The following is a 21,102-nucleotide window of genomic DNA, read 5'->3' on the forward strand; positions in this document are numbered from 1 at the left end:
ATTGTCCTTTAGTTGTTTTTTGCCGCGTCCAGCGCCGTTAATTTGCCTTTACCATAACGGGCGACCGTTAATTGCCGCTGAATATTCTGGTCTTTGCCAAGGCGCAAACTGCCGGTCAGGCCGTGGTGCAGCATGGCCGGAAACTGCTGTTGTTGTTTCAGCCGGCCAATCAGCGCCATAGCGTCATAACCCATGGCAAACAGCCGTTGTGAGGTTTCATCCTGCTCGGCAAAAAGTTGTTCATACTCGGCGCGCAGCGGCAGCTGTGGCTGTTGCGGCACCAGCCAGGGTATTTCAGTTAAGGTCATGCCGGCTAAATCACGGATATCGGTGCGATCGATGGCCAGACTGTGGCTGCGTGAACTGGCATAAATAGGTAAGGCCGGTGCTGTCGGGCTGACGCTGACATCAATAAAAGGTTTAAACAACCGGGTTTGGGTTGGGTCGGCCAGCAGATAAATCGCGTCCACATCCTGTCTGCTGTGCATTTCAGCATTGACAGTGCTACCGGCATATTTACTGATTTCATTGACCCGCTCTGTGCTGGCGGCTGTTTCTAAAAAGGTGGTGATGAGGCTGCGCAGCTCATCCTGAGTGTTAAAACTGTAACTTTCTACTTTGTCGCCGTTTTTTTCCTGCCACAGCTGCTGGAAATGCTGCGCCATGCGCTGGTTAATCGGGCTGCGGGCGCTGATCAGCACCGGATGCTGATAATGGCGCTGCTGGAATAACTCCACCATTTGCGCCGCTTCATCTTCGGCACTTAAGGCAAAATAAAACTGGTCAGGGTTTGGCTGGTTATTATCCTGTTTGCTGTTTAAAAACAGCGTAGGCCAGCGCCAGTTGGGCAGCGTTTGCAGTTTATCCACATCTTCTCTGAGCAGCGGACCAACCACAAAATCAACCTGAGTTGTTTCCAGTGCGGCCAGAATTTGTTCCGCGCTCTGGTTGCTGTCGATAAAATGCAGGCTGCGCGCCGGGGTCTGGGTGCTGGCGGCGACCATCCCCAGCTGCACTGCTTCACCCAGGGTTTTTAAATTGCCGGATAAAGGCAAAATCACCCCCAGGCGGGCTGGCTGATAAGCCGGTGTGCTGGCAAGTTCAGTAATGGCTTTGGGTAAAGCTGACAACTCTGGCATGCCCGGATGGCGTTGTTGCCAATCGTCCAGAGCCTGTTGCATGGCTTGTTGCTGACCGGCAAAGGTGACGGCAATTTCCACCAGATTTAACCAGGCAACAGCGCGGGGCCGGGCGTTTTTGGCAAGCACACTGCGCTGCTGCGGGCTTAACTGCACCAGATTTTGCCAGAGCAAATTTTGCAGTTCTGCGTCGGCACCGGCATTGCCGGCCAGTTCATCCTGGGCAAACAACCAGCGTAACGCACTGAGTAACTGTTTGTTGTCAGATAAAAAATTGGCAGCCAGTAGGGTAAATTCAGTGCGATCCGCAGGCGCAACGTCTGTTAGCGCATTCTGTTCCAACAATAATTCAGCGGCGGCAAATTGCTGATTCACCAGATAACTTTGCAGCAAAGGCAGCATATTTTGCTGACGGATCTGGCCATAAGCAGACAAGCGTAAGTTGTGGCTAATGGCCAGGCTGCGCTCTGGTTTTAGCTTTTCTTCCAGCAGGGTTTTGGCTTCCTGCAGCAAGTCGCGTTGTTGTTGTTCAAAAGCATCAGCGGCGATAGCTGTCACTGGTTGTTCCACCTGCTGATAACTGACTTCAGCGGCGTTTGGGTCCAGTTTAAAAACTTCGGCCTCTGCTTCGGGCTTTTCCGGCGCAGCAACAGTGGTTTTGGTCACTGTAGCAGGCTCAGGGGCGGGCGCCGGCGTTTGGCTGCAACCGGCCAGAATAACCACAGCACCCAGCACAGGCGCAATGGCCGGGCCAAATGCCGAATGAACAGAACACCAAAGTGGGAATTTGCTGGATTTCACAATGCACAGTTACAATAGCCGACGAATGGCTGTCATCTTATACCATTTCTGTGACCGGATCACGCCAGCCCCGGGGCTGAGTTGTTGTTCTGGCTGATTTTTTGCCGCGGGCCCCTTGCCTTGCCAGACAAAGGAAAAACCTTATGACTTCTGCCCACCCAAGCCCGGCTGCCGGAACTTTGTATATTGTGGCCACCCCTATTGGCAACCTGGACGATATCAGCCAGCGTGCGCTGAAAACCTTAACTGCGGTGGCCTGGGTAGCGGCTGAAGACACCCGCCATAGTGGTAAGTTACTGAGCCATTTTAATATTTCGGCGCGTTTTCTGTCGTTGCACGACCATAACGAAAAACAACGGGCCGCCAGTTTGCTGCAAAAACTGCAGGCCGGTGACGATGTGGCGCTGGTGTCTGACGCCGGTACACCACTGATTTCTGACCCGGGTTACAGCCTGGTGCGGTTATGCCGCGACGCCGGCGTGCGGATAGTGCCTGTTCCTGGCCCCTGCGCTTTAATTGCCGCTTTATGTTGTGCCGGTTTGCCCACTGACAAATTTCATTTTATCGGCTTTTTACCAGCCAAATCCGGTCAGCGCCAACAGGTACTAAAAGACATTCCGCCTGCGGTGGGCACTGTGATTTGTTATGAGGCGGCGCGCCGCGTCAAAGACACTCTGGCCGACGTGGCTGCTGTGTATGGTGAAGAGCGCGAGCTGGTGCTGGCCAAAGAGCTGAGTAAAACTTTTGAACATTTTTGCCATGGCACTGCGGCCAGTATCACCGCCTGGCTGGAAGAGGATCCGCAGCGTTGTCAGGGGGAAATGGTGCTGATGATAGCGCCGCCTGCCACCAAAGCCGACGATGATATCAACGCTGTGGCGCAGCAAACCTTAAAGCTGCTGATGGCGGAATTACCGCTGAAAAAAGCGGCAGCCTTAACGGCAGAAATTCATGGTGAAAAGAAAAACGCCTTATATAAGCTGGGGTTAAGCTGGGGCGCTTCGGAATAAATTTATATCGAAGCAGCTGCTACTCTGTTGGCAGTTTCAAGGATACAGGCAAGGCTTAATTTGGTTTTTTGTCTGGCGAGGCAGTGTCTGGCGGCGCTGCCAACAGTTGTTGGATGCGTTGCAGATGCGCCTGCGCGTAATCAGGAACCAGCTTTTTTTGTACCCGGCTGAATTGTATTCTGGCTTCTGCCTGTTGTGCGCTGCGCCATAAAGCCTCAGCCTGGTGCAGAATGGCCAGATTGTGCAGCAGGCTATATCCCTGCGTCAGATACAATTGTTCGGCCTGCTGCAGGTGCGGCAGGGTGTCACGCCATTGACCAATGTTTGCCAGGCTGCGCGCCAAATTATAATGGGCTTCGGCTATTCGGGCCTGTTGCTTAAAACCGCTGATTGCCTTCAGTGCTTTTTGCCGATAGGCCACCGACTCGTGCAGCAGATTGAGTCTGTGACTGTAATGCCCCAGATTGTTATACAACTCGTATAAAAACACCGGATCTTTGCTCTTACGGTACTGTTGTTCCAATGCTTTTAACGCGGCATAACCCTGTTCGTCATTGCCTGTGGTGTACATCTGTACATTCAGCAGCAGCACCATGGTGAAAGGATTAAAATCTGCCTGATGTAAATCAGCGAGCAGGGTGGTTGCCTGTTGCAGGAAATACGCTGATGCCTGGGTATTTTTTCGTGCATAGAGCAGCTTTGCTAAATAGATATAAAGCCGGGCGCGAAAATGGGCCGGGCCCTTTTCTGTCAGCTGTTTATCTGCAACCAGCTGGCTGGTCAGGGCAAATAACTCTTGATCTTTTTGCAGTTCAAACAGGCTGTCGAGTTTGTACAACGTCAGTTCATACCAGGGCAAACTACCTTTTGGGGTGCTGGCGAGTTTGGGCTCTAACGCATCCAGACAAGGCTGGCCTGAGATCTGGCAGATTTGCTGTATTGACGCAGGCTCTGCAGCTGCAGGCAGCGGAGTATTGATGAGGGCGATCAACAGCACAGCACCAGGTAACAACAGCAACCTCATAACGTCACCACCTGAAATCAACGATAGTCAGATTGCATCATGCCAGCAATTGGGCAAAAACTAAATTTGTTGTTGGTTCTGCACCAGCTTCACCACCACATCAATAGGGCAGACTTCAACACAGGTGGGTTTGTCATAAAAACCAACACATTCAGTGCATAAGTCGGCATCAATCTGGTAAATCCGCTTGCCCGGACTACCGTCCGGGTTTTGCAGCCGCTGCAATGAAATAGCGTTATTCGGGCACTCGGGCGCGCACATATCACAATTAATGCAGTCGGCTAAGATAGTCAGCGCCATCAGGCACAACCCTGCATTTGGCTGTCAGATGGCGGCAGATCGCGGATAATCAGCACAAAATCTGCCGACATGCCGCCCGGCAGCTGCAATTGCACCTGATGACCGGCGCCAGGCGCACGCTGGATCGGCAAACCTTGTTTATCCCAGAGTTCAGTCAGACAAAGTTGCTGGTTGCCCTGGGGTGACATCAACAGCAAGGTATCACCAACTAAAAACTGATTTTTCACTTCAACCCAAACTCTGTTACTGCCTTCGACAGGGCCTGTGATTTCACCAACAAACTGCTGTTTGTCGCTGGTGGAGGCGCTTTTGTCATAGTTTTGCAATTCGCTGATGGGGATATGGCGGCGTAAAAAACCTTCGGTATAACCGCGCGATGCCAGACCATCGAGCTCATCGAGCAATGCCGGATTAAAAGGCCGGCCAGCCACCGCATCATCAATGGCACGACGGTAAATTTGCGCGGTGCGGGCGGCATAATAAAACGACTTGGTGCGGCCTTCGATTTTTAAGCTGTGTACGCCAGCTCGGGTCAGTCTGTCCACATGCTGCACTGCTCTTAAATCTTTGGAATTCATAATATAAGTGCCGTGTTCATCTTCAAAAGCCGGCATCAGCTCACCGGGTTTTTGCGGGTCACTTAAAAGAATAATATCGTCAACCGGCCCGTTTTTTTGCATCTCAGTTGCCGTTTTGGCCGGCACAAACTGCCCGACGGCGTTTTCAGTGGCTGTTGTCACCTGATAAGGCCAGCGGCAGGCATTGGTGCAGGTGCCCTGATTCGGGTCACGTTTGTCCATATAACCGGATAACAAACAGCGGCCGGAATACGCCATACACAAGGCGCCATGCACAAAAACTTCCAGCTCCATGCCGGGCACTGTGTTGCGAATGTACTCAATTTCTTCCAGCGCCAGTTCGCGCGACAAAATCACCCGGCTGATGCCCTGCTGCTGCCAGAACTGTACCGCAGCCCAGTTCACCGTATTGGCCTGAACCGACAGATGCAGTTCCATCTGCGGGAAATGCTGCTGCATCAGATAAATCACGCCGGGGTCGGACACGATAAAAGCATCTGGTTGCAGTTTGACCACTTCAGCAATGTCTTCCACCAGGGTGTCGAGCTTGGCGTTGTGTGGTGCGCTGTTCAGCACACAATAAAACTTTTTGCCAAGGGCATGGGCTTCAGCAATGCCAATCGCCAGATTGGCTAAATCAAACTCGTTATTGCGCACCCGCAGGCTGTAGCGGGGCATACCGGCATACACAGCGTCGGCGCCGTAGGCAAAAGCAAAACGCATGGCTTTGAGTGTGCCTGCTGGTGATAACAGCTCAGGCTGAAAGGCTGTGGCGGCAGAATTTTGCATCAAAAGCACCCCGTTTAAAAAAATGGCGCGAAGTTTGGCAAAAAGCGGCGGCAGAGGTTTTGATCAGGCGCAAACTTTGTTGCATTGGCTGGCATTCAACAGCGGGTAAAGGCTGATTGGGGTTGTTATGGCTGCACCACTACAGTGCATAGATGACAGTTGTTGCGCTGCCCTGGCGCAGCATCCTCGTTGTGAATACGTATTCATGTTGTTTCTGGTGCAAGCACTGGTTAATTAATAGGCTGGGTAAATAAAAAAAATGAAATGGCTCAGGATGATGCAGTAACAGTCCCCGCCATTAGGATTAGACAAAACGGGGACATGAATATGTCAGAGTTTAAACGAAGTGCCTTGATGCTGGCGCTGGCTGCGGCCGGTGTCTGCCCCTGGTTGGCTAGCGCCGACACCACAGCTTTGCAGCAAAACAGCAATCAACCGGCACAGACGCCAACCGCAGTTGAAAGCAGCAGCAAAAAAACCGACAAAGAACAAATTGAAGTGATTGAGGTGCGCAGTTTTGCCGGCAGCCTGATTCAATCGCTGAACGTTAAGCGTTTTAACGACACAGTGTCTGAAACCATTTCGGCCGACGACTTAGGCGCTTTGCCTGATGTGTCTATGGCGGATGCGTTAACGCGTTTACCCGGTGTGTCGGCGGTACGAACCGGCGGCCAGGCCTCGGAAATTAATATCCGCGGTATGGAAGGCGGTTTTGTGTTTTCTACCCTCAATGGCCGCGAGCAGGTGTCGACCAGCGGTAAACGTAATATCGAGTTTGACCAATATCCTTCTGAGTTAATTAACTCGGCCGCCGTATATAAATCACCCAAAGCTTCGCTCATTGAAGGGGGGGTGGCAGGTTCGGTTGAGCTGCAAACGGCCAGCCCATTAAAAGCGGCCGAACAGCATAACTTTGTGGTCAATGCCCGTGGCAGTTTTAACGACAGGGCCGATGAAGTGTCGGACGCCACTGAGATGGGCGACAGATTTAGTTTTTCTTATCAGGGCAAATACCTCGACGACACTTTAGGTTTGTCTTTGGGTTATGCCCGCTTGTTCCAGCCCAGCGTGTCCACCCAGTTTGTTGGTTTTAACTACAACAATGAAAAAGATGTTGATGGCGTAAAGGGCGACAGCACACCGGCTGAACTCATTAGTGAAGGTTTTGAAATGCAGCACCGCGGCGGTGAAGAAACCCGCAACGGTTATGTGGCTGCACTGGAGTGGGCGCCGGATGAAAAGCTCACCATCAAAGCCGATGCTTTTATTTCTAAGTTTGACACCAAAGCTTTTGCCCGCGGTTTTCGCGCCAAGTTTGAAAGCAGCGGCGCCATTATTGATAACGCCATTATTAAAGACAATCTGATGATTGGCGGCACCATCAAAAGGGCCAGCGATGGCAACACCCGTGTTGAAATGGTTAATGACGACAACACCGACTTTGACGAAGTGCGCAGTTATGGTTTTAACACCGACTATCAGCTGACTGATGATTTATCGGTGAACCTGGATATCGCCCATTCATCGTCCAGCAGTAACTTCAGAAACGGTTTGCTCTGGTCGCTGGCGTCCACCGACGCCAATGCGGCTAAGCCGGTGGTGGATCCTAATGTGTCTATTACCTATCTGCTGAACGGGCTGGATCTGCCCAGCATAGGTATTAATCAGGCGGCATCCTTTACTGACATTAATAAAATGCTGGTCAGTAAATATGGTATTTACCCAACGCTGAATACCGATGAAGTAGATGCTTATCGCCTTGATTTTACTTATAAAATTGAAAATCCTGTCATCAGTTCACTCGAGGCCGGCCTGCGTTATTCCGAGCGTGATTACACTAATGATCGCCAGGTGTTTGAGTTTGGTGCCGACAATATGTTTTTGGCCAGCGAAGCGCCGCTGCGTCTGACCCAAGACATGGTCAAAGTGGTGAATTTTAAAGGTGACTTTGCCGCTTTCCCAAGCTACCTCGCCATCGACTTAAATAAAGCGCTGGCCGCCTGGTTCCCGAACGGCATTCCACAGCCAAAACAAACCTGGGGTAATGGTTATGCCGGTCTTGCCAATCCGGTGCCGGGCGGTAAGTCCACGCCATGGAGTGTGTTTGAAAGTGGTGATGTGTATGAAGACGTCACCGCCGCTTACCTGATGGCCAATATCGACACTGAAGTTTTTGGCCTGCCGCTGACCGGTAACCTGGGGGTGCGGATGGTGGAAACCAAACAACAAGCCACCAACTTAACTTATGTCGATGGCGATGCCAGCCAGGGCGCGCAATATATTACCGACGAAGCAGGTTTAGTGTCAGACGATTATGCACCTTCCATTGTGGGCATGAAGTACCGCGATTATTTACCTCAGCTCAACCTGAACCTGGCACTGACCGACAATGACCAGCTGCGTTTTGCCGCGGCCAAAGTGATGTCGCGCCCGCCGATTAACCAGTTATCGGCTGTCACTACTTTTACCATTGGCAGTAATGGCGATGTGTCGGGCAGTGCGACTAAAAGCCCGTTTTTAAAGCCGTTTTATGCCGAGCAGTTTGATCTGTCGTACGAGCGTTATTTTGAAGACTCCAGCGGCGCTTTGGTGGCTGCGGTGTTTTACAAAAACATTAAATCTTTTATTCAGCAAGACACTATCACCGACTTTGATTTTGCTGCGGCCGGTTTCCCGCTGCCTGCTTATGTGCCAGGCACTGAACCTGGCAACCCAGACGGTTTACCGCCGCGCACACCGAATCCGATTGGCGATTATTCCACTGCAGTCAACAACGACGAAGGTGGTTATATCCGTGGGGCAGAGCTTGCTTACACCCAGGTATTTAAGTTTTTGCCTGAGTTCTGGCAGGGGCTGGGCCTGAGCGCCAGTTATTCCTATACCGAAAGTGAAATTTCCACTGAGGTGCAAAACGGCCGGCAAAGTTTTAAAGCCGACTTAAAAGGCTTGTCACCCAATGTGTTTACCGTCACCGCCTTTTTTGAATATGAAGGTTTTGAAACCCGCTTAAGTACAAGATTCCGCGATGATTTTGTGTCGGATCAGTCGGCGCTGCAGGATCAGGAAATCCGTTATGAAGCAGAAATGGTGATGGATTATCAGGCCTCCTATCAGGTGACAGAACAACTGGGGCTGTTGTTCCAGGTGAATAACCTGCTGGACGAACCAACCAAAAGTTACTGGGGTGATACCGCCTACACCGGCACTATCCAGTTTTTTGGCCGCCAGTATTACCTGGGCGCCACTTACAGTTTTTAAGGCTGGCTGTTGCTGCGGGGCAAAAGCCCCCGCCTAAACCGAATACACGGAGTGAGCAAAATGAATAAAATGTTGTTAGTCAATCTGGCCAGCCTGGGCCTGACTGCCATGCTGCTGAGCGGCTGTGGTGGCACAGGTTCAGATACAGCGCCGGCCCAGTTATTATTAAGCTGTAATGTGCCGCAGGTGCCCAATGCCCAGGGCACAGCCTGTGTCGATCCACAACCGCTGAAATGTCCGGCGCCACAGTTCCCAGATGCGCGTAACGAAAAATGTATTATTGGTTATAACCCCAAGTTACCTGAGCCTGTGCTCTATGCAGGACAAAATCAGGCCCTGGTGTTTTTTAATAAAAAAGGTGGTTATGACGGTTACCGCCTGCACACCTGGAATAACGAAACCTGCGACGCTTATACCACCGACTCTTTAGCAAAATCCTGGGACAATGGCCTGGAAATCAGTGGCATCGACCCTGTATACGGCGCTTATTGGCTGCTGAATTTAAAACCCGGTGTGAAAGGTAAAGCAGGTGCCTGCGGTAACTTTATTATTCACGTTGGCACTGACGACGCCGGCAAGGCGCTGGGTGCCAACGACGCCAAAATGGATTTAGGGCCAAAACAACCGGAAAAACTGGTTGCCATGAGCTGGACCTTTAACGCCAATGCCTCGGTGTATATTTACCCGATAGATTCATTGGGCGTGCAGATTGCCGACAATGCCGCCCACTGGCTGGATCGCAGCACTCTGGTGTGGAATGGGGATACCGCCGGCGTTAGTAAATTTAAATTGCATCACAGTGCAGCGGCTGATTTAGCCATCGACAGTGACACTTTAACCATCAAGGGTGAAGCAGTGGAGCTGACGCCTTCAGCCTTAACCGACGGCCAAAAGGCGCTGGTGCCACATCTGGCCAACTGGCCGGCTTACAAAACCAATGTCAGCGCTGATCAAGCCAAAACCATGGTGAAAAATCAGCTGGTACTGGCTTCTTACGACTCGGCCAATAAACTGATTGGCGCCTCTTATGTGCAGGCAGCCAAAGTGCTGGATGATTTATACACCAGCGCCGCCAATGACGCTGATGAGGCAACTTTGGGGGTGGTGTATGATGGGAGTAACATCAAAACCTCAGTCTGGGCACCAACAGCACGCAGCCTGAAGTTAAAAGTGTATAACGCCGCCAAAGCCTTAACCGCTACCCATGCCATGACTTTCGACAGCAATACCGGTATCTGGTCATACAGCGGCGCTGCCGCCAGCTTAAACCGCGCTTTTTACCGCTTTGAAGTAGAGGTCTACCATCCGCTCACGAAAAAAGTTGAAGTGATTGAAGCGACCGACCCCTATTCGGTCAATACCGCCACCAATGGCCGTTTCAGCCAGTTTGTGAACCTTTCCGATGCCGACACTAAACCAGCGGCCTGGGATAACCATGAAGTCCCATCTGCCGGCAACCCTGAAGATATCGTGATTTATGAAGGTCATATCCGCGACTTCAGCGCCCGCGATACTTCAGTCTCTGCGGCCAACCGCGGTAAATATCTGGCTTTTACCGAAACCGACTCAGCGCCGGTGCAGCATTTAAAACGTTTAGCTGACAGTGGTTTAACCCACTTTCATCTACTGCCGGCCACAGATATGGCAACAGTCAATGAAGACGCCAGCAAAAGGGTGGATTTAACCTCCACCGTGGCTGAGCTTTGCAAAATCAACAGCAAAGCAGCGGTCTGCTTGGAAAATGGCGCCAGCAAACTGGAAGATATTTTTAAAAGTTATCAAAGTTCGGGTGAAAACGCCCAGGCTTTAGCCGACGCCATGCGCCCAAGCGACAGCTTTAACTGGGGTTACGACCCACATCATTTTAATGTGCCTGAAGGCTCTTATGCCTCCAGCCCTGAAGGTGTGGCCCGTATTAAAGAAATGCGCGCGATGAACCAGGCGCTGCACGGCCTTGGCCTTAGGGTAGTGCTGGACGTGGTGTACAACCACACCAGTTCGTCGGGTCTTTTTGATAACTCAGTGTTCGACAAATTAGTGCCGGGTTATTTCCACCGTTATAACGCTGTGACAGGCGCGATGGAACGTTCTACCTGCTGTGAAAACACCGCCACTGAACACAAAATGATGCAGAAGTTTGTTGCTGATTCTTTAGTGCTGCTTGCCAAAGAATATAAGTTTGACGGCTTTCGCTTTGACATCATGGGCCATCATCCAAAAGATGCCATTTTAGCAGCGCGCGAAGCGGTGAAAGCCGTGGATGCCGACAGCTATTTTTATGGTGAAGGCTGGAATTTTGGTGAAGTGGCCAACGATGCCCGTTTTGTGCAGGCGCGCCAGGCCAATCTGGCCGGTACTGAAGTGGGCACTTTTAACGACAGGCTGCGTGACTCAGTGCGTGGTGCAGCGCTTTTTAGCAACAACGCTGATGTGGGCAAACTGCAACAACAAAACTATATCGAAATTGGCTTAGCCGGCACCTTAAAAGACTTTGTATTAAAAGACTATCAGGGCAATACAGGCACAGCTGGTGGTGTGATCTGGAATGGTCAGCCAGCAGGTTATGCTGCTGATCCGGCTGACATTATTAACTATGTGTCCAAACACGATAATGAGTCCTTATGGGATAAACTGCAGCTGGAGCTGGACGCAGATATCAACATCGACAACAGGGTGCGTATTCATAATATGGCGCTGGCGATTCCGATGTTGAGTCAGGGCATTCCATTCCTGCAAATGGGCGATGACTTACTGCGCTCTAAATCACTGGACCGTAACAGTTATGACGCCGGCGACTGGTTTAACTTTGTTGATTTCAGCAAACAAAGCAACAACTGGAACGTGGGTTTACCGCTGGCGCAAGACAACAAAGCCAACTGGACCCGTATTGCGCAGGTAGCCAATAACCCCAATACCACGGCTTATCCGGAACATATCGCTTTGGCATCTGATGTATTTGCCGAGTTTTTGCAAATCCGCAAAAGCAGCCCGCTGTTCCGTTTAACCACGGGCGCTGATGTGATGGCGCGGGTGGGTTTTCACAATATTGGTAAAAACCTGACCCAGGGCCTGATTGTGATGAGCATTGACGACGGCACTGGCCTGACGGATTTAGACCCTGCCCATGATGCCCTGGTGGTGGTGCTGAACGGCACAGCAACGGAGAAAACCCATAAAGTGCCTACAGCTCAGGGTTTTGTGCTGCACAGCGTGCAACAAAATTCAGCGGACTCAAAGGTGCAGGACAGCCGCTTTAATACCGTAGGCAACGACGGTGAATTTGTGGTGCCGGCTTACACAGCCGCAGTTTTTGTGAAGCCACAACAAGGGGCGCAGGGCACTGGCCTTAAAGCCGATGCCACTATGGGCGCGCCTGATATTGCGCCTTATGGCTTAACCACTGTCTTTGTACGTGGTGGCATGAATGGCTGGGGTGAAGTGGATGCCTTTAGTTATGAAGGTTCAGGGGTTTACACTGCACGGGTGACTGTATCAGCCGGAACCCATGAGTTTAAAGTGGCTTCAGCGGACTGGTCGACGGTCGACTTTGGTGCCAAATCAGGCGAACAAGAGGTGCAGTTTGGTGTGGCACAAACCTTAAACCGCTCTGGCGCGAACCTCAAAGCCAACTTTAATGCCGGTACCTATGTGTTTACACTGGACGCCAGTGAGCCAACAGCACCAGTGCTGATGGTCAGTGAATATGTGCCTTATGGCAGTACCAAAGTGTATTTACGCGGTAGCCTCAATGGCTGGAGTGAAAACAATCCGTTTAACTATGCCGGTAACAACAGCTACACAGTGACTGTAAATCTGGCGGCCAGTAACTACGAGTTTAAAGTGGCTTCCGCCGACTGGTCGACCGTTGATTTTGGCGCCGCTGCCGGTGATGGCGTGGATGTAGTGTTAGGTGCAGCAAAACCGCTGGGCCGCAGTGGTGCTAACTTAAAACTGGCACTTGCCGAGGCTGGCAATTATCAGTTTAGCGTCAATGCCAGCGACGCAGCAGCGCCGGTATTGACTGTGACTAAACAGCCATAACGCGCTTTGCGCAAAAAACAAAGGCCGGCTTGATTGCCGGCCTTTTTGTTTGATGTTTAACATCAGCTTAAGCTGTAGTTGGCTCATAAGAACCTGAGTGGGTGTTTTAGTTTGGTGCGGCGATATCTTTGATATCCACATGGCCTTCACCTTTGCGATCATAGGGGGCCAGCATTTTTGCCACTTTAAAAGATTGTTCTGCCCGGGCAAAACTAATCAGCGGCATACCATTACAAACCACTTTATCCACTGCGGTCTGAATTTTGATCCTGTTTTCTTTCAGGGCGTTTTTCAGGCCAAGTCTGTCATCCTGACGGGTTTCGGTGCAAACTTTCACCAAAGCGTTGTAGCCAAAAGGTTGTTGCTCAGTCTGACCTGCGCCAGCCTGGAAGGCAAAACACGCAACCACCAGAGCTGTAGCTAACGAGAATCTTGCTTTCATCTGCGTTTCCTCTGAGTGATGTGATCCCTGCTGATCACGACTGCAGTGTGGCAGAGCCGGCGTTTGGAAACAGGCTGGTTGTGACTAATGGGTGAAGTTTTGAGCCTAAGGGACAAGCGGCAGAAAATCAGTGACGGACGTCACTACAGAGGGATTTTAGTCGTCACTTTTCACTATCCGACCGGGTTAAATCGACTGACCACAATATTGCAGGGAAAAGCTACCGTCTTGTCTGAGCTGAATAATCCGGCCCTGCTGACCGCCGGTGTCGCTGTGACAAAAGCGGATCTGATGTTTGCTGGCAAAAGCCTGTACTGCGGCCAGATTCTGCTGGCCTACGGCAAAATAATCCCGTTCACCACTGATGCTGGCGCCGCCAAATAAACGCCATTGCCATTGCCAGTGCCGCGCCGGTGCCAGCTGCGTTACTGCACGGTACAGCACCGGCAGACTCTGGTCGGCAAATCGATAATCGGCCGTCAGCTGGCCCCGGCCAGATGGCAACACCAGATGGCAAATGGCCAGATGACCACTTTGGCTGTGGCTGGCGCATACCGCCACACAAGAGCCGAGCAGGGTTTGGATCAAAGGATAACCGGCCCCGACATACAACTCACCGGGTTGCAGATAAAGTTTGCCAGGGCGTGACCAGGCGCTATTGGCAAAATCTTTGTCGGACGGCGCTGAAGACATCTTGGTACTGCTTTGTTTGCTGTTGTTGATGCAGGTGTAGCAGTGAAGCCGGTAAAAAAACGTACAAAAATGTACAGCGGCGCAGGAAGAATGCGCCACTGATAGTGGAAATGTATTTTAAAACAAATGGTTAGGTGCTGGTGCCGCTGCGGTTTATTTTTCAGCCGACGACAGATTTGGCTTTATGTCTGAGCATCTGTGCCGGCAGCAATAAAATCACTAAATTAAATAGTCGCGTAATAATGACTGCAGCTCACGTTTAAAACGGCGCGACACCGGCACCAGACTATGGTCGGTCAGTTCCAGCAAATAGACCCCGCGCTGCAAACTCAGCTGTTTCAGATGGTGCAGATTCACCAGCGTCGAGCGGTGAATTTGCACAAAACATTTGGGTAGTCTGGGCAAAATAGCTTTGAGGGTATCGCGCACCACGTGATTGCCGTCCGTGGTGTGAATACACAGATAATTGCCGGCTGATTGGATCATCAGCACACCGGGTTCATCCAGGCTCAGCATCGAATGGCCATTGTGAAACTTCAGTTTGGCCGGGTAGGGGCTGTAACTTTGTTCCGGCTGCTGGCGCAGCAAACTGTGTGCATTCATTAAAGTGCGCGCCAGATGCAGCCGGCTGACCGGTTTTAATAAAAAATTAAAGGCATAACTTTCCACCGCGTGATATGCGTCCTGCTCCCTATGGCTTTGGGCTATCAGCAGCGGTGGCTGATAAGGGGTTTTGTCACTGAACAGCAGCTGCTCGTCGGGTAAACCCGGCAAATGCATATCCAGAAAGATTAAGTCGGGTGGTTCTTTACACTGCTGCTGCAGTTCGTCGTAGTCGTGACAACAGCTTTGCAGCTGCAAATTGGGGTAATAACTTAACAGACCTAACAAGTGACGGCAGGATTGCAGATCACTGTCGGCGACCATCAATTTTAGCGTCGGCATTCCTTGCTCCAGCTCCGGTTTCAGGTGCCTCAGTATAGGCAATGGCCTTTGGCAGCCCCAAGACACATACCGCTAAAAATCATTCGGTAACAATAAGTTAAACTGACTTGTTTGGGTTATATTTCTGTGATTTTCTTGCACCGGCAAACTCAGATTTTATGAAAATCGCTAACGCTGATACTGTTCTGCTTACAAATTTTCACATTTTAGGGAAGCCCTTACATTGTGCTGGCACTGCAGTGCTGTCAACTTAAGCGGCCAGTTGGCAGAGGCAGCATAAAAAAAAGCCGGTGCAGGCACCGGCTTTATTCAGTCAGCATACAAGATGGCGGGTTTTGTGTGCTGTTAGTTCACTGCGGTTTTTAAACCGCGGCGGATCAGCAGCGCATCTGTGGTTGGCTCCTGACCACGGAAGTTTTTATAAGCTTCCATTGGTGGCAGGGTGTTGCCAACAGATAAAATGTGTTTACGGAAGTTCACGCCGTTTTCCAGTTTCAGGCCACCCTGCGACTGCACAAAAGCGTAAGCGTCTGCTGCCAGAATTTCTGACCACATATAAGCGTAATAACCGGCTGAATAACCGCCGCCAATAGAGTGGCTGAAGTAGGTTGATTTATAACGTGGTGGCACTGCAGCAATGTCTACACCGTGTTTTTTCAGTGCGTCTTGCTCAAATTTTTCCACGTCAGGAATTTCAGTGCCTGGTTTTAACGCATGCCATTCCATATCCACTAAAGCGGCCGCCATATATTCCAGAGTGTCAAAACCCTGGTTAAAGCTGCGTGACTTCATAATTTTTGCCAGCAGTTCAGCCGGAATGGCTTCACCGGTTTTGTAGTGTTTGGCGTAGTTGGCAATCACTTCAGGATAAGCTGCCCAGTCTTCCTGGAAGGTTGACGGGAATTCAACAAAGTCACGTGACACTGAAGTGCCGGCCAGCGTTGGGTATTTTACTTTAGAGAAAATACCGTGCAGGCCGTGGCCTAATTCGTGGAACATGGTCGTGACATTGTCATAGCTCACCAGCGTTGGTTCACCGGCCGGGCCTTTTGGAATGTTCATCACGTTCACAACCACAGGCTTGGTGCCGGCTAAGTCGCTTTGATCCACAAAAGAGCTCATCCAGGCGCCACCACGTTTGCCGTCACGGGCAAAATAGTCAGCGTAGAAAATAGCAATGCTGCTGCCGTCGGCGTCAAACACTTCATAAGCTTCTACATCCGGGTGGTAAACCGGTAAGTCAGGGCGTTTTTTGAAGCTAATGCCAAAGAGTTTGTTCATGGTGAAGAACACACCGTCGTGCAGTACACGGTTAAACTCAAAGTATTGTTTTACTTCGTTTTCGTCTAAGTCGTATTTGGCTTTACGGACTTTTTCAGCATAGAACTCCCAGTCCCATGGCTGCAGCTCAAAATCACCGCCAGTAGTTTTGATCATTTCCTGAATGGCAGCAGCTTCGAGCTTGGTGTTGGCAACCACAGCCGGCACCATGCTACCCAGCATATCCATGACCGCCTGAGGTTTTTTCGCCATGGCTTTTTCCAGCTGGTAATCGGCCCAGCTGTCAAAACCTAACAGTTGCGCACGTTCAGCACGGATTTGCGCCAGACGAGCCACCAGAGGGCGGTTGTCGGTTTCACCTTTGGTGCCGCGATAGGCTGAAGCTTCCCAGATTTGCTGACGCAGTTCACGGTTTTCCAGCACTGCTAAAGCAGGCTGGCGGGTGGTGTTGGTCAGTGCAATCACATACTTACCTTCCTGACCACGGGCTTTAGCGCCTTCAGCAGCAGCCTGAATTTCAGCTTCTGAAAAACCAGCCAGTTTGGCTTTGTCATCAACAAAGACTGCGATGTCTTTGGTGATTTTTAACAGGTTCTGGCTGAACTGGTTGGTCAGTTTGGAATGTTCTTCGTTTAAAGCGCGGATCTTGGTTTTTTGCTCGTCAGTTAAAAGCGCACCGGCACGCACAAAACGGTCGTAATACACTTCAGTTAAACGTAATGACTCAGCATCCAGATTCAGGTTGGCGCGGTTGTCATAAATGGCTTTAACACGGGCAAACAGCGCCGGATTTAAGTTAATGTTGTCGCCGTGTGCCGCCAGTTTCGGTGCCATTTCTGATTGAATTTTCAGAATGTCCGGGTTGCTGATAGTGCCGGTCATATTAAAAAACACTGAGCTGGCGCGGTCTAACAGTGCACCACTTTGCTCCATGGCCACAATGGTATTTTCAAAAGTGGCAGCTTCAGGGTTATTGGCAATTTTTTCAATTTCAGCAGCGTGTTCGGCAATGCCTTGTTCCATCGCTGGCTGATAATGTTCAACCTTAATTTTGTCAAATTCAGGTGCCTGATATTGCAGTGAACTTGGTTGTAACAGCGGGTTGCTGGCTGTGACAGCGGCTGTTTTATCAGCTGCTGCAGCAGGGGCTGCACTTTGAGCTTGTTGTTCAGCTTGCGCAGGGGCTTTATTGTCAGTACAGGCGCTTAACGCCAGCACTGCTGCAACTGTGGTTGCAACCATGGTCTTTTTCATCTTGTGTTCCTTGGAATTCAGGGTGAGCTGTTGTTGCCGGATGGCAAATAAACGTTCCGAGTATGCCAAAGAGCGGGCTGCTGTCACGCAGTTTTTCAGCCAAAAGCCGCTACTTTGCGTTAAATAACAGCGCAGATGCTGCAAAAGCTGAATTTTGTCAGCCATACTGGGGGCAGCCGGTGCAGAAAACTGACAGCAAAACGCCGCTTATTTGCCTTTGTTTTCAGTTCATTAACATCGTTGGCCAGCGCCTGTTGTGACAACAAGCGGGCTCTGGCGGGCAAGAGCCTTACTCTGCATGTCTGGCCTGCAATACAAACCCCACACCACAGCTGTGACTATAGCCAAATCAAGAGGACAGTTATGTACAGTATGACCGAAGTACCCTTGAGCGATCCTGCCTTACTTGCGCTGTTTAAGGCGTTATCTGATGCCCTGGGTCACACTGCGCAGGAAGATCCACAACAACTGTTGATGAATGGTGCCGATGTGCTGGTGGCTGTGCTGGCCTGGCATGACGGTAAGGCGGTGGGCTGTGGTTTGTTACTGAAATTTAATGACAGCACTGCCGAAATTAAACGTATGTATTCGCGCCAACCCGGCGTTGGCACTGCTGTGCTGGCTTATCTGGAAAACTATGCCCGTCAGCATGGTTTTCAAAAACTGGTGGGCGCAGCACGTATTATCAACAGCAAAGCGGTCAACTTTTACCTGCATAAAGGTTTTAAAAAGTGCGCCAGTTATGGCAAATACAAATACAGCTCGCAGTCGATTTGTATGGAAAAACAGCTTGGCTCGTGACTGTTCACATCGGCACTGGCCGGCGGATTTTTCCCGGCCAGTGGCTGGGTCCCTGTTATTTTCTGTTTTTGCTGCTTGAGAAAATCTGCACCCACCCATAACTCAGGTTATTATCCTGTTTATCTTTTTTGCATGTCGCAACACCCGGGGTTTTTATGGACAATCTGTTATTTAATTTCACGGCGTTACCGCCTTTTTCCAAAATCAGTGCTGATATGGTGTTGCCTGCGGTGGAAAAGGCGTTAGCCGAATGCCGCGTTGCGGTAGAGCAGGCGGTGCAAAGCCGTCCGGTCAGCTGGCAGTCGCTGATTGAAGCTACCGAAGCGAGTTCCGATCATTTAAGCAGCCTTTGGTCGCCGGTATCGCATTTAAACTCAGTGGTTTCTTCAGCAGAGCTGCGTGAAGCTTATGAAAGTTGCCTGCCACTGTTGTCTGATTTCAGCACCTGGCTGGGGCAACATGAAGGTTTATATCAGGCCTATCTGGAGCTGAGTCAAAGCGCTGAATATCAGACGCTGAGCAGCGCCCAGCAAAAAGTGATTCAAAACGCGCTGCGTGATTTTAAATTGTCGGGTATTGGCTTGTCGGATGCCAAAAAGCAGCGTTATGGTGAAATTCAAAGCCGGTTATCTGATTTATCTTCTACCTTCTCCAACCATTGTTTAGATGCCACCCAGGCCTGGTTTAAGCAGGTGACAGACGAAAACCTGCTGGCCGGTTTGCCTGAAGATGCCAAACTTGCCGCCGCAGAAGCAGCGCAAAGCCGCGAGCTGGACGGTTATGTGTTTACGCTGGAATTCCCAAGTTATATCGCGGTGATGACCTACGCCGATAACGCTTCGCTTCGCGAAGAAATGTACCGTGCTTATTGCACCCGCGCTTCAGATCAAGGCCCAACCGCCGGTCAGTTTGACAACAGCGCCATTATTGAAGAAACGCTGGCGCTAAAACACGAGCTGGCCACTTTGCTTGATTTTAACAACGCCGCTGAAGAGTCGCTGGCCACCAAAATGGCTGAAAGCCCGGCCCAGGTGCTGGAGTTTTTATCTGATTTAGCCAAACGTGCCAAACCTCAGGCCAAACAGGATTTAGCCGAGCTGCAGGCTTTTGCCAGTGCTGAGCATGGCCAGAGCAGCTTAAACGCCTGGGACATTACCTATTATTCGGAAAAACTGAAAATGGCCAAATACGCCATTTCTGACGAGGTATTAAGGCCGTATTTCCCTGAGCCTAAGGTGCTGAGCGGTTTATTTACCGTGCTGAATAAACTTTTTGGCGTGACAGTAGAACAGCAGCAAGGGGTGGATGTGTGGCACCCTGATGTGAAGTTTTACCGCATTCTGGACGCCAAAGGTGAGCTTAGAGGCAGTTTTTACCTGGATTTATACGCCCGCGCCAAAAAACGCGGTGGTGCCTGGATGGACGTATGTCAGGACAGGTTATGGCGTGCCGATGGCAGCCTGCAACACCCTGTGGCTTATCTCACCTGTAACTTTAATAAACCAGTTGGCGGAAAACCTGCGCTTTTTACCCATGATGAAGTGGTGACTTTATTCCACGAATTTGGTCATGGCCTGCACCATATGCTGAGCAAAGTAGACGCCAGCGCAGTGGCCGGTATTCATGGTGTGCCATGGGACGCGGTAGAGCTGCCAAGCCAGTTTATGGAAAACTGGTGCTGGGCGCCTGAAGCTTTGCAGGTGATTTCCGGCCATTATGAAACGGGCGAGCCATTGCCACAGCAGCTGCTGGATAAAATGCTGGCGGCGAAAAACTTCCAGAGCGCGATGTTTTTAGTGCGTCAGCTGGAGTTTGCTTTGTTTGATTTCCGCTTACACGCTGAATATCAGCCTGAGCTGGGTGGCCGGGTGCAGCAAATGCTGGATGAAGTGCGTGCTGAAGTGTCGGTGATAGTGCCGCCGCGTTTTAACCGCTTCCAACACAGTTTCAGCCATATTTTTGCCGGTGGTTATGGCGCCGGTTATTACAGCTATTTATGGGCTGAAGTATTGTCAGCCGACGCTTTTAGCCGCTTTGAAGAGGAAGGTGTATTTAACGCAAAAACCGGTGCCGACTTCCTGGCCTGTATTTTAGAGCGTGGTGGCAGCGCCGAGCCAATGGAGCTGTTTAAAGCGTTCCGCGGCCGCGAACCGTCCAATGCAGCGTTATTACGCCATATGGGTATCAACGCCGGAGCCGCCGCCTGATGCGCGGCGCAGGCTCCAAGGGTGGTGCAGCAAAGCGGCCGCTGCTTTTGGCAACAATCTTTGTTGCAACACTGGCTGGCTGCAGCCCCAAACCGCAACAGGCGGGGGTTACGCCTGCTGCTGACAGCAGTCAGGTGTCTGCAGCTCAGGTTGCACCAGAGCCACAAACACCAGCATCAGCCGGGGTAGTAATGAATAAAGAGCAACAACTGCCAGCAGCAGTGAGCAGAAACGAACTGCAGGCCATGTATCAGGACATTGTGCAGCTGGTGGGCAGCGCCAAAGCCAGCTCAGTGGCGCAGTGCCGGGTGGTGGGGCTTGGCGCCAAACCTTGTGGCGGGCCGCAGTCTTATCTGGTGTATTCGGCTGAACAAGGCAACGAAACTGAACTGCTGGCCAGGGTGGCACGTTATAACCAGCTGGTACAACAGCATAATCAGCAGCTTGGACTGATTTCTGACTGTGCAGTGGTGCCAAAACCCGGTGTGGTGCTGGTGGAAGGTGTCTGCCAGGCTGGCCCGCCTGGTGATTTAATGTAA

General features: G+C 51.0%; 14 protein-coding genes. 6 read left to right on the top strand and 8 right to left on the bottom strand.

What is annotated here, in order from left to right; genetic code table 11:
* Positions 1–8 precede the first annotated feature (8 nt).
* Complete coding sequence (locus tag N3Z11_RS02110; protein WP_260655487.1) at positions 9–1,940, bottom strand: penicillin-binding protein activator; 1,932 nt, start codon at positions 1,938–1,940, stop codon at positions 9–11.
* 143 nt (positions 1,941–2,083) lie between these two features.
* Here N3Z11_RS02110 and rsmI point away from each other — a divergent pair, with 143 nt between their 5' ends.
* A complete protein-coding gene (rsmI, locus tag N3Z11_RS02115; RefSeq protein ID WP_260655488.1) occupies positions 2,084–2,950 on the top strand; it encodes a 16S rRNA (cytidine(1402)-2'-O)-methyltransferase in 867 nt (288 codons plus the stop codon).
* Between the two features lie 55 nt (positions 2,951–3,005).
* On the opposite strand, the gene N3Z11_RS02120 is transcribed toward rsmI, so the two are convergent.
* The 3 genes from N3Z11_RS02120 to yegQ are packed head-to-tail and all read right to left on the bottom strand — an operon-like array spanning position 3,006 to position 5,641.
* The gene (locus N3Z11_RS02120; RefSeq protein WP_260655489.1) at positions 3,006–3,974 is read right to left on the bottom strand and encodes a hypothetical protein; all 969 of its coding nucleotides are present in this window, start codon (positions 3,972–3,974) and stop codon (positions 3,006–3,008) included.
* 60 nt (positions 3,975–4,034) lie between these two features.
* Positions 4,035–4,274 carry a YfhL family 4Fe-4S dicluster ferredoxin gene (locus N3Z11_RS02125; RefSeq protein WP_260655490.1) on the bottom strand — a complete coding sequence of 80 codons (240 nt, stop codon included), beginning with the start codon at positions 4,272–4,274 and terminating at the stop codon, positions 4,035–4,037.
* Positions 4,274–5,641: a tRNA 5-hydroxyuridine modification protein YegQ gene (gene yegQ, locus N3Z11_RS02130; RefSeq protein WP_260655491.1), complete on the bottom strand. Its 1,368-nt coding sequence runs from the start codon at positions 5,639–5,641 to the stop codon at positions 4,274–4,276. The genes N3Z11_RS02125 and yegQ overlap by 1 nt, the downstream gene beginning before the upstream one ends.
* A gap of 327 nt (positions 5,642–5,968) precedes the next feature.
* Between yegQ and N3Z11_RS02135 the strand changes: the two genes are divergently transcribed.
* Together N3Z11_RS02135 and pulA are read left to right on the top strand one after the other, a co-directional pair.
* On the top strand, positions 5,969–8,899 hold the full coding sequence (locus N3Z11_RS02135) for a TonB-dependent receptor (RefSeq protein WP_260655492.1): 2,931 nt from the start codon (positions 5,969–5,971) through the stop codon (positions 8,897–8,899).
* A 60-nt stretch (positions 8,900–8,959) separates the two neighbouring features.
* Complete coding sequence (gene pulA, locus N3Z11_RS02140; RefSeq protein WP_260655493.1) at positions 8,960–12,940, top strand: pullulanase-type alpha-1,6-glucosidase; 3,981 nt, start codon at positions 8,960–8,962, stop codon at positions 12,938–12,940.
* A gap of 106 nt (positions 12,941–13,046) precedes the next feature.
* Here the strand turns inward: pulA and N3Z11_RS02145 are convergent, their stop codons facing one another.
* The 4 genes from N3Z11_RS02145 to N3Z11_RS02160 form a co-directional block, all read right to left on the bottom strand.
* Positions 13,047–13,382, bottom strand: a complete 336-nt coding sequence (locus N3Z11_RS02145) for a DUF3718 domain-containing protein (RefSeq protein WP_260655494.1) — start codon at positions 13,380–13,382, stop codon at positions 13,047–13,049.
* Positions 13,383–13,568: 186 nt separating this feature from the next.
* Positions 13,569–14,075, bottom strand: a complete 507-nt coding sequence (locus N3Z11_RS02150; RefSeq protein ID WP_260655495.1) for a chemotaxis protein CheD — start codon at positions 14,073–14,075, stop codon at positions 13,569–13,571.
* Positions 14,076–14,294: 219 nt separating this feature from the next.
* A complete protein-coding gene (locus N3Z11_RS02155) occupies positions 14,295–15,020 on the bottom strand; it encodes a LytR/AlgR family response regulator transcription factor (RefSeq protein ID WP_260655496.1) in 726 nt (241 codons plus the stop codon).
* Positions 15,021–15,365: 345 nt separating this feature from the next.
* On the bottom strand, positions 15,366–17,720 hold the full coding sequence (locus N3Z11_RS02160) for a M3 family metallopeptidase (RefSeq protein WP_260655497.1): 2,355 nt from the start codon (positions 17,718–17,720) through the stop codon (positions 15,366–15,368).
* A 198-nt stretch (positions 17,721–17,918) separates the two neighbouring features.
* On the opposite strand from N3Z11_RS02160, the gene N3Z11_RS02165 reads away from it, so the two are divergent.
* The 3 genes from N3Z11_RS02165 to N3Z11_RS02175 all read left to right on the top strand — a co-directional run bounded on the left by N3Z11_RS02165 (position 17,919) and on the right by N3Z11_RS02175 (position 21,102).
* Complete coding sequence (locus N3Z11_RS02165) at positions 17,919–18,356, top strand: GNAT family N-acetyltransferase (RefSeq protein WP_260655498.1); 438 nt, start codon at positions 17,919–17,921, stop codon at positions 18,354–18,356.
* 155 nt (positions 18,357–18,511) lie between these two features.
* On the top strand, positions 18,512–20,563 hold the full coding sequence (prlC, locus tag N3Z11_RS02170; RefSeq protein WP_260655499.1) for an oligopeptidase A: 2,052 nt from the start codon (positions 18,512–18,514) through the stop codon (positions 20,561–20,563).
* A 191-nt stretch (positions 20,564–20,754) separates the two neighbouring features.
* Positions 20,755–21,102, top strand: coding sequence for a hypothetical protein (locus N3Z11_RS02175; protein ID WP_260655500.1), 348 nt, complete (start codon positions 20,755–20,757; stop codon positions 21,100–21,102).

Origin of the sequence: Rheinheimera sp. 4Y26 (genome assembly GCF_025245835.1) — a bacterium.
GTDB lineage: Bacteria > Pseudomonadota > Gammaproteobacteria > Enterobacterales > Alteromonadaceae > Pararheinheimera.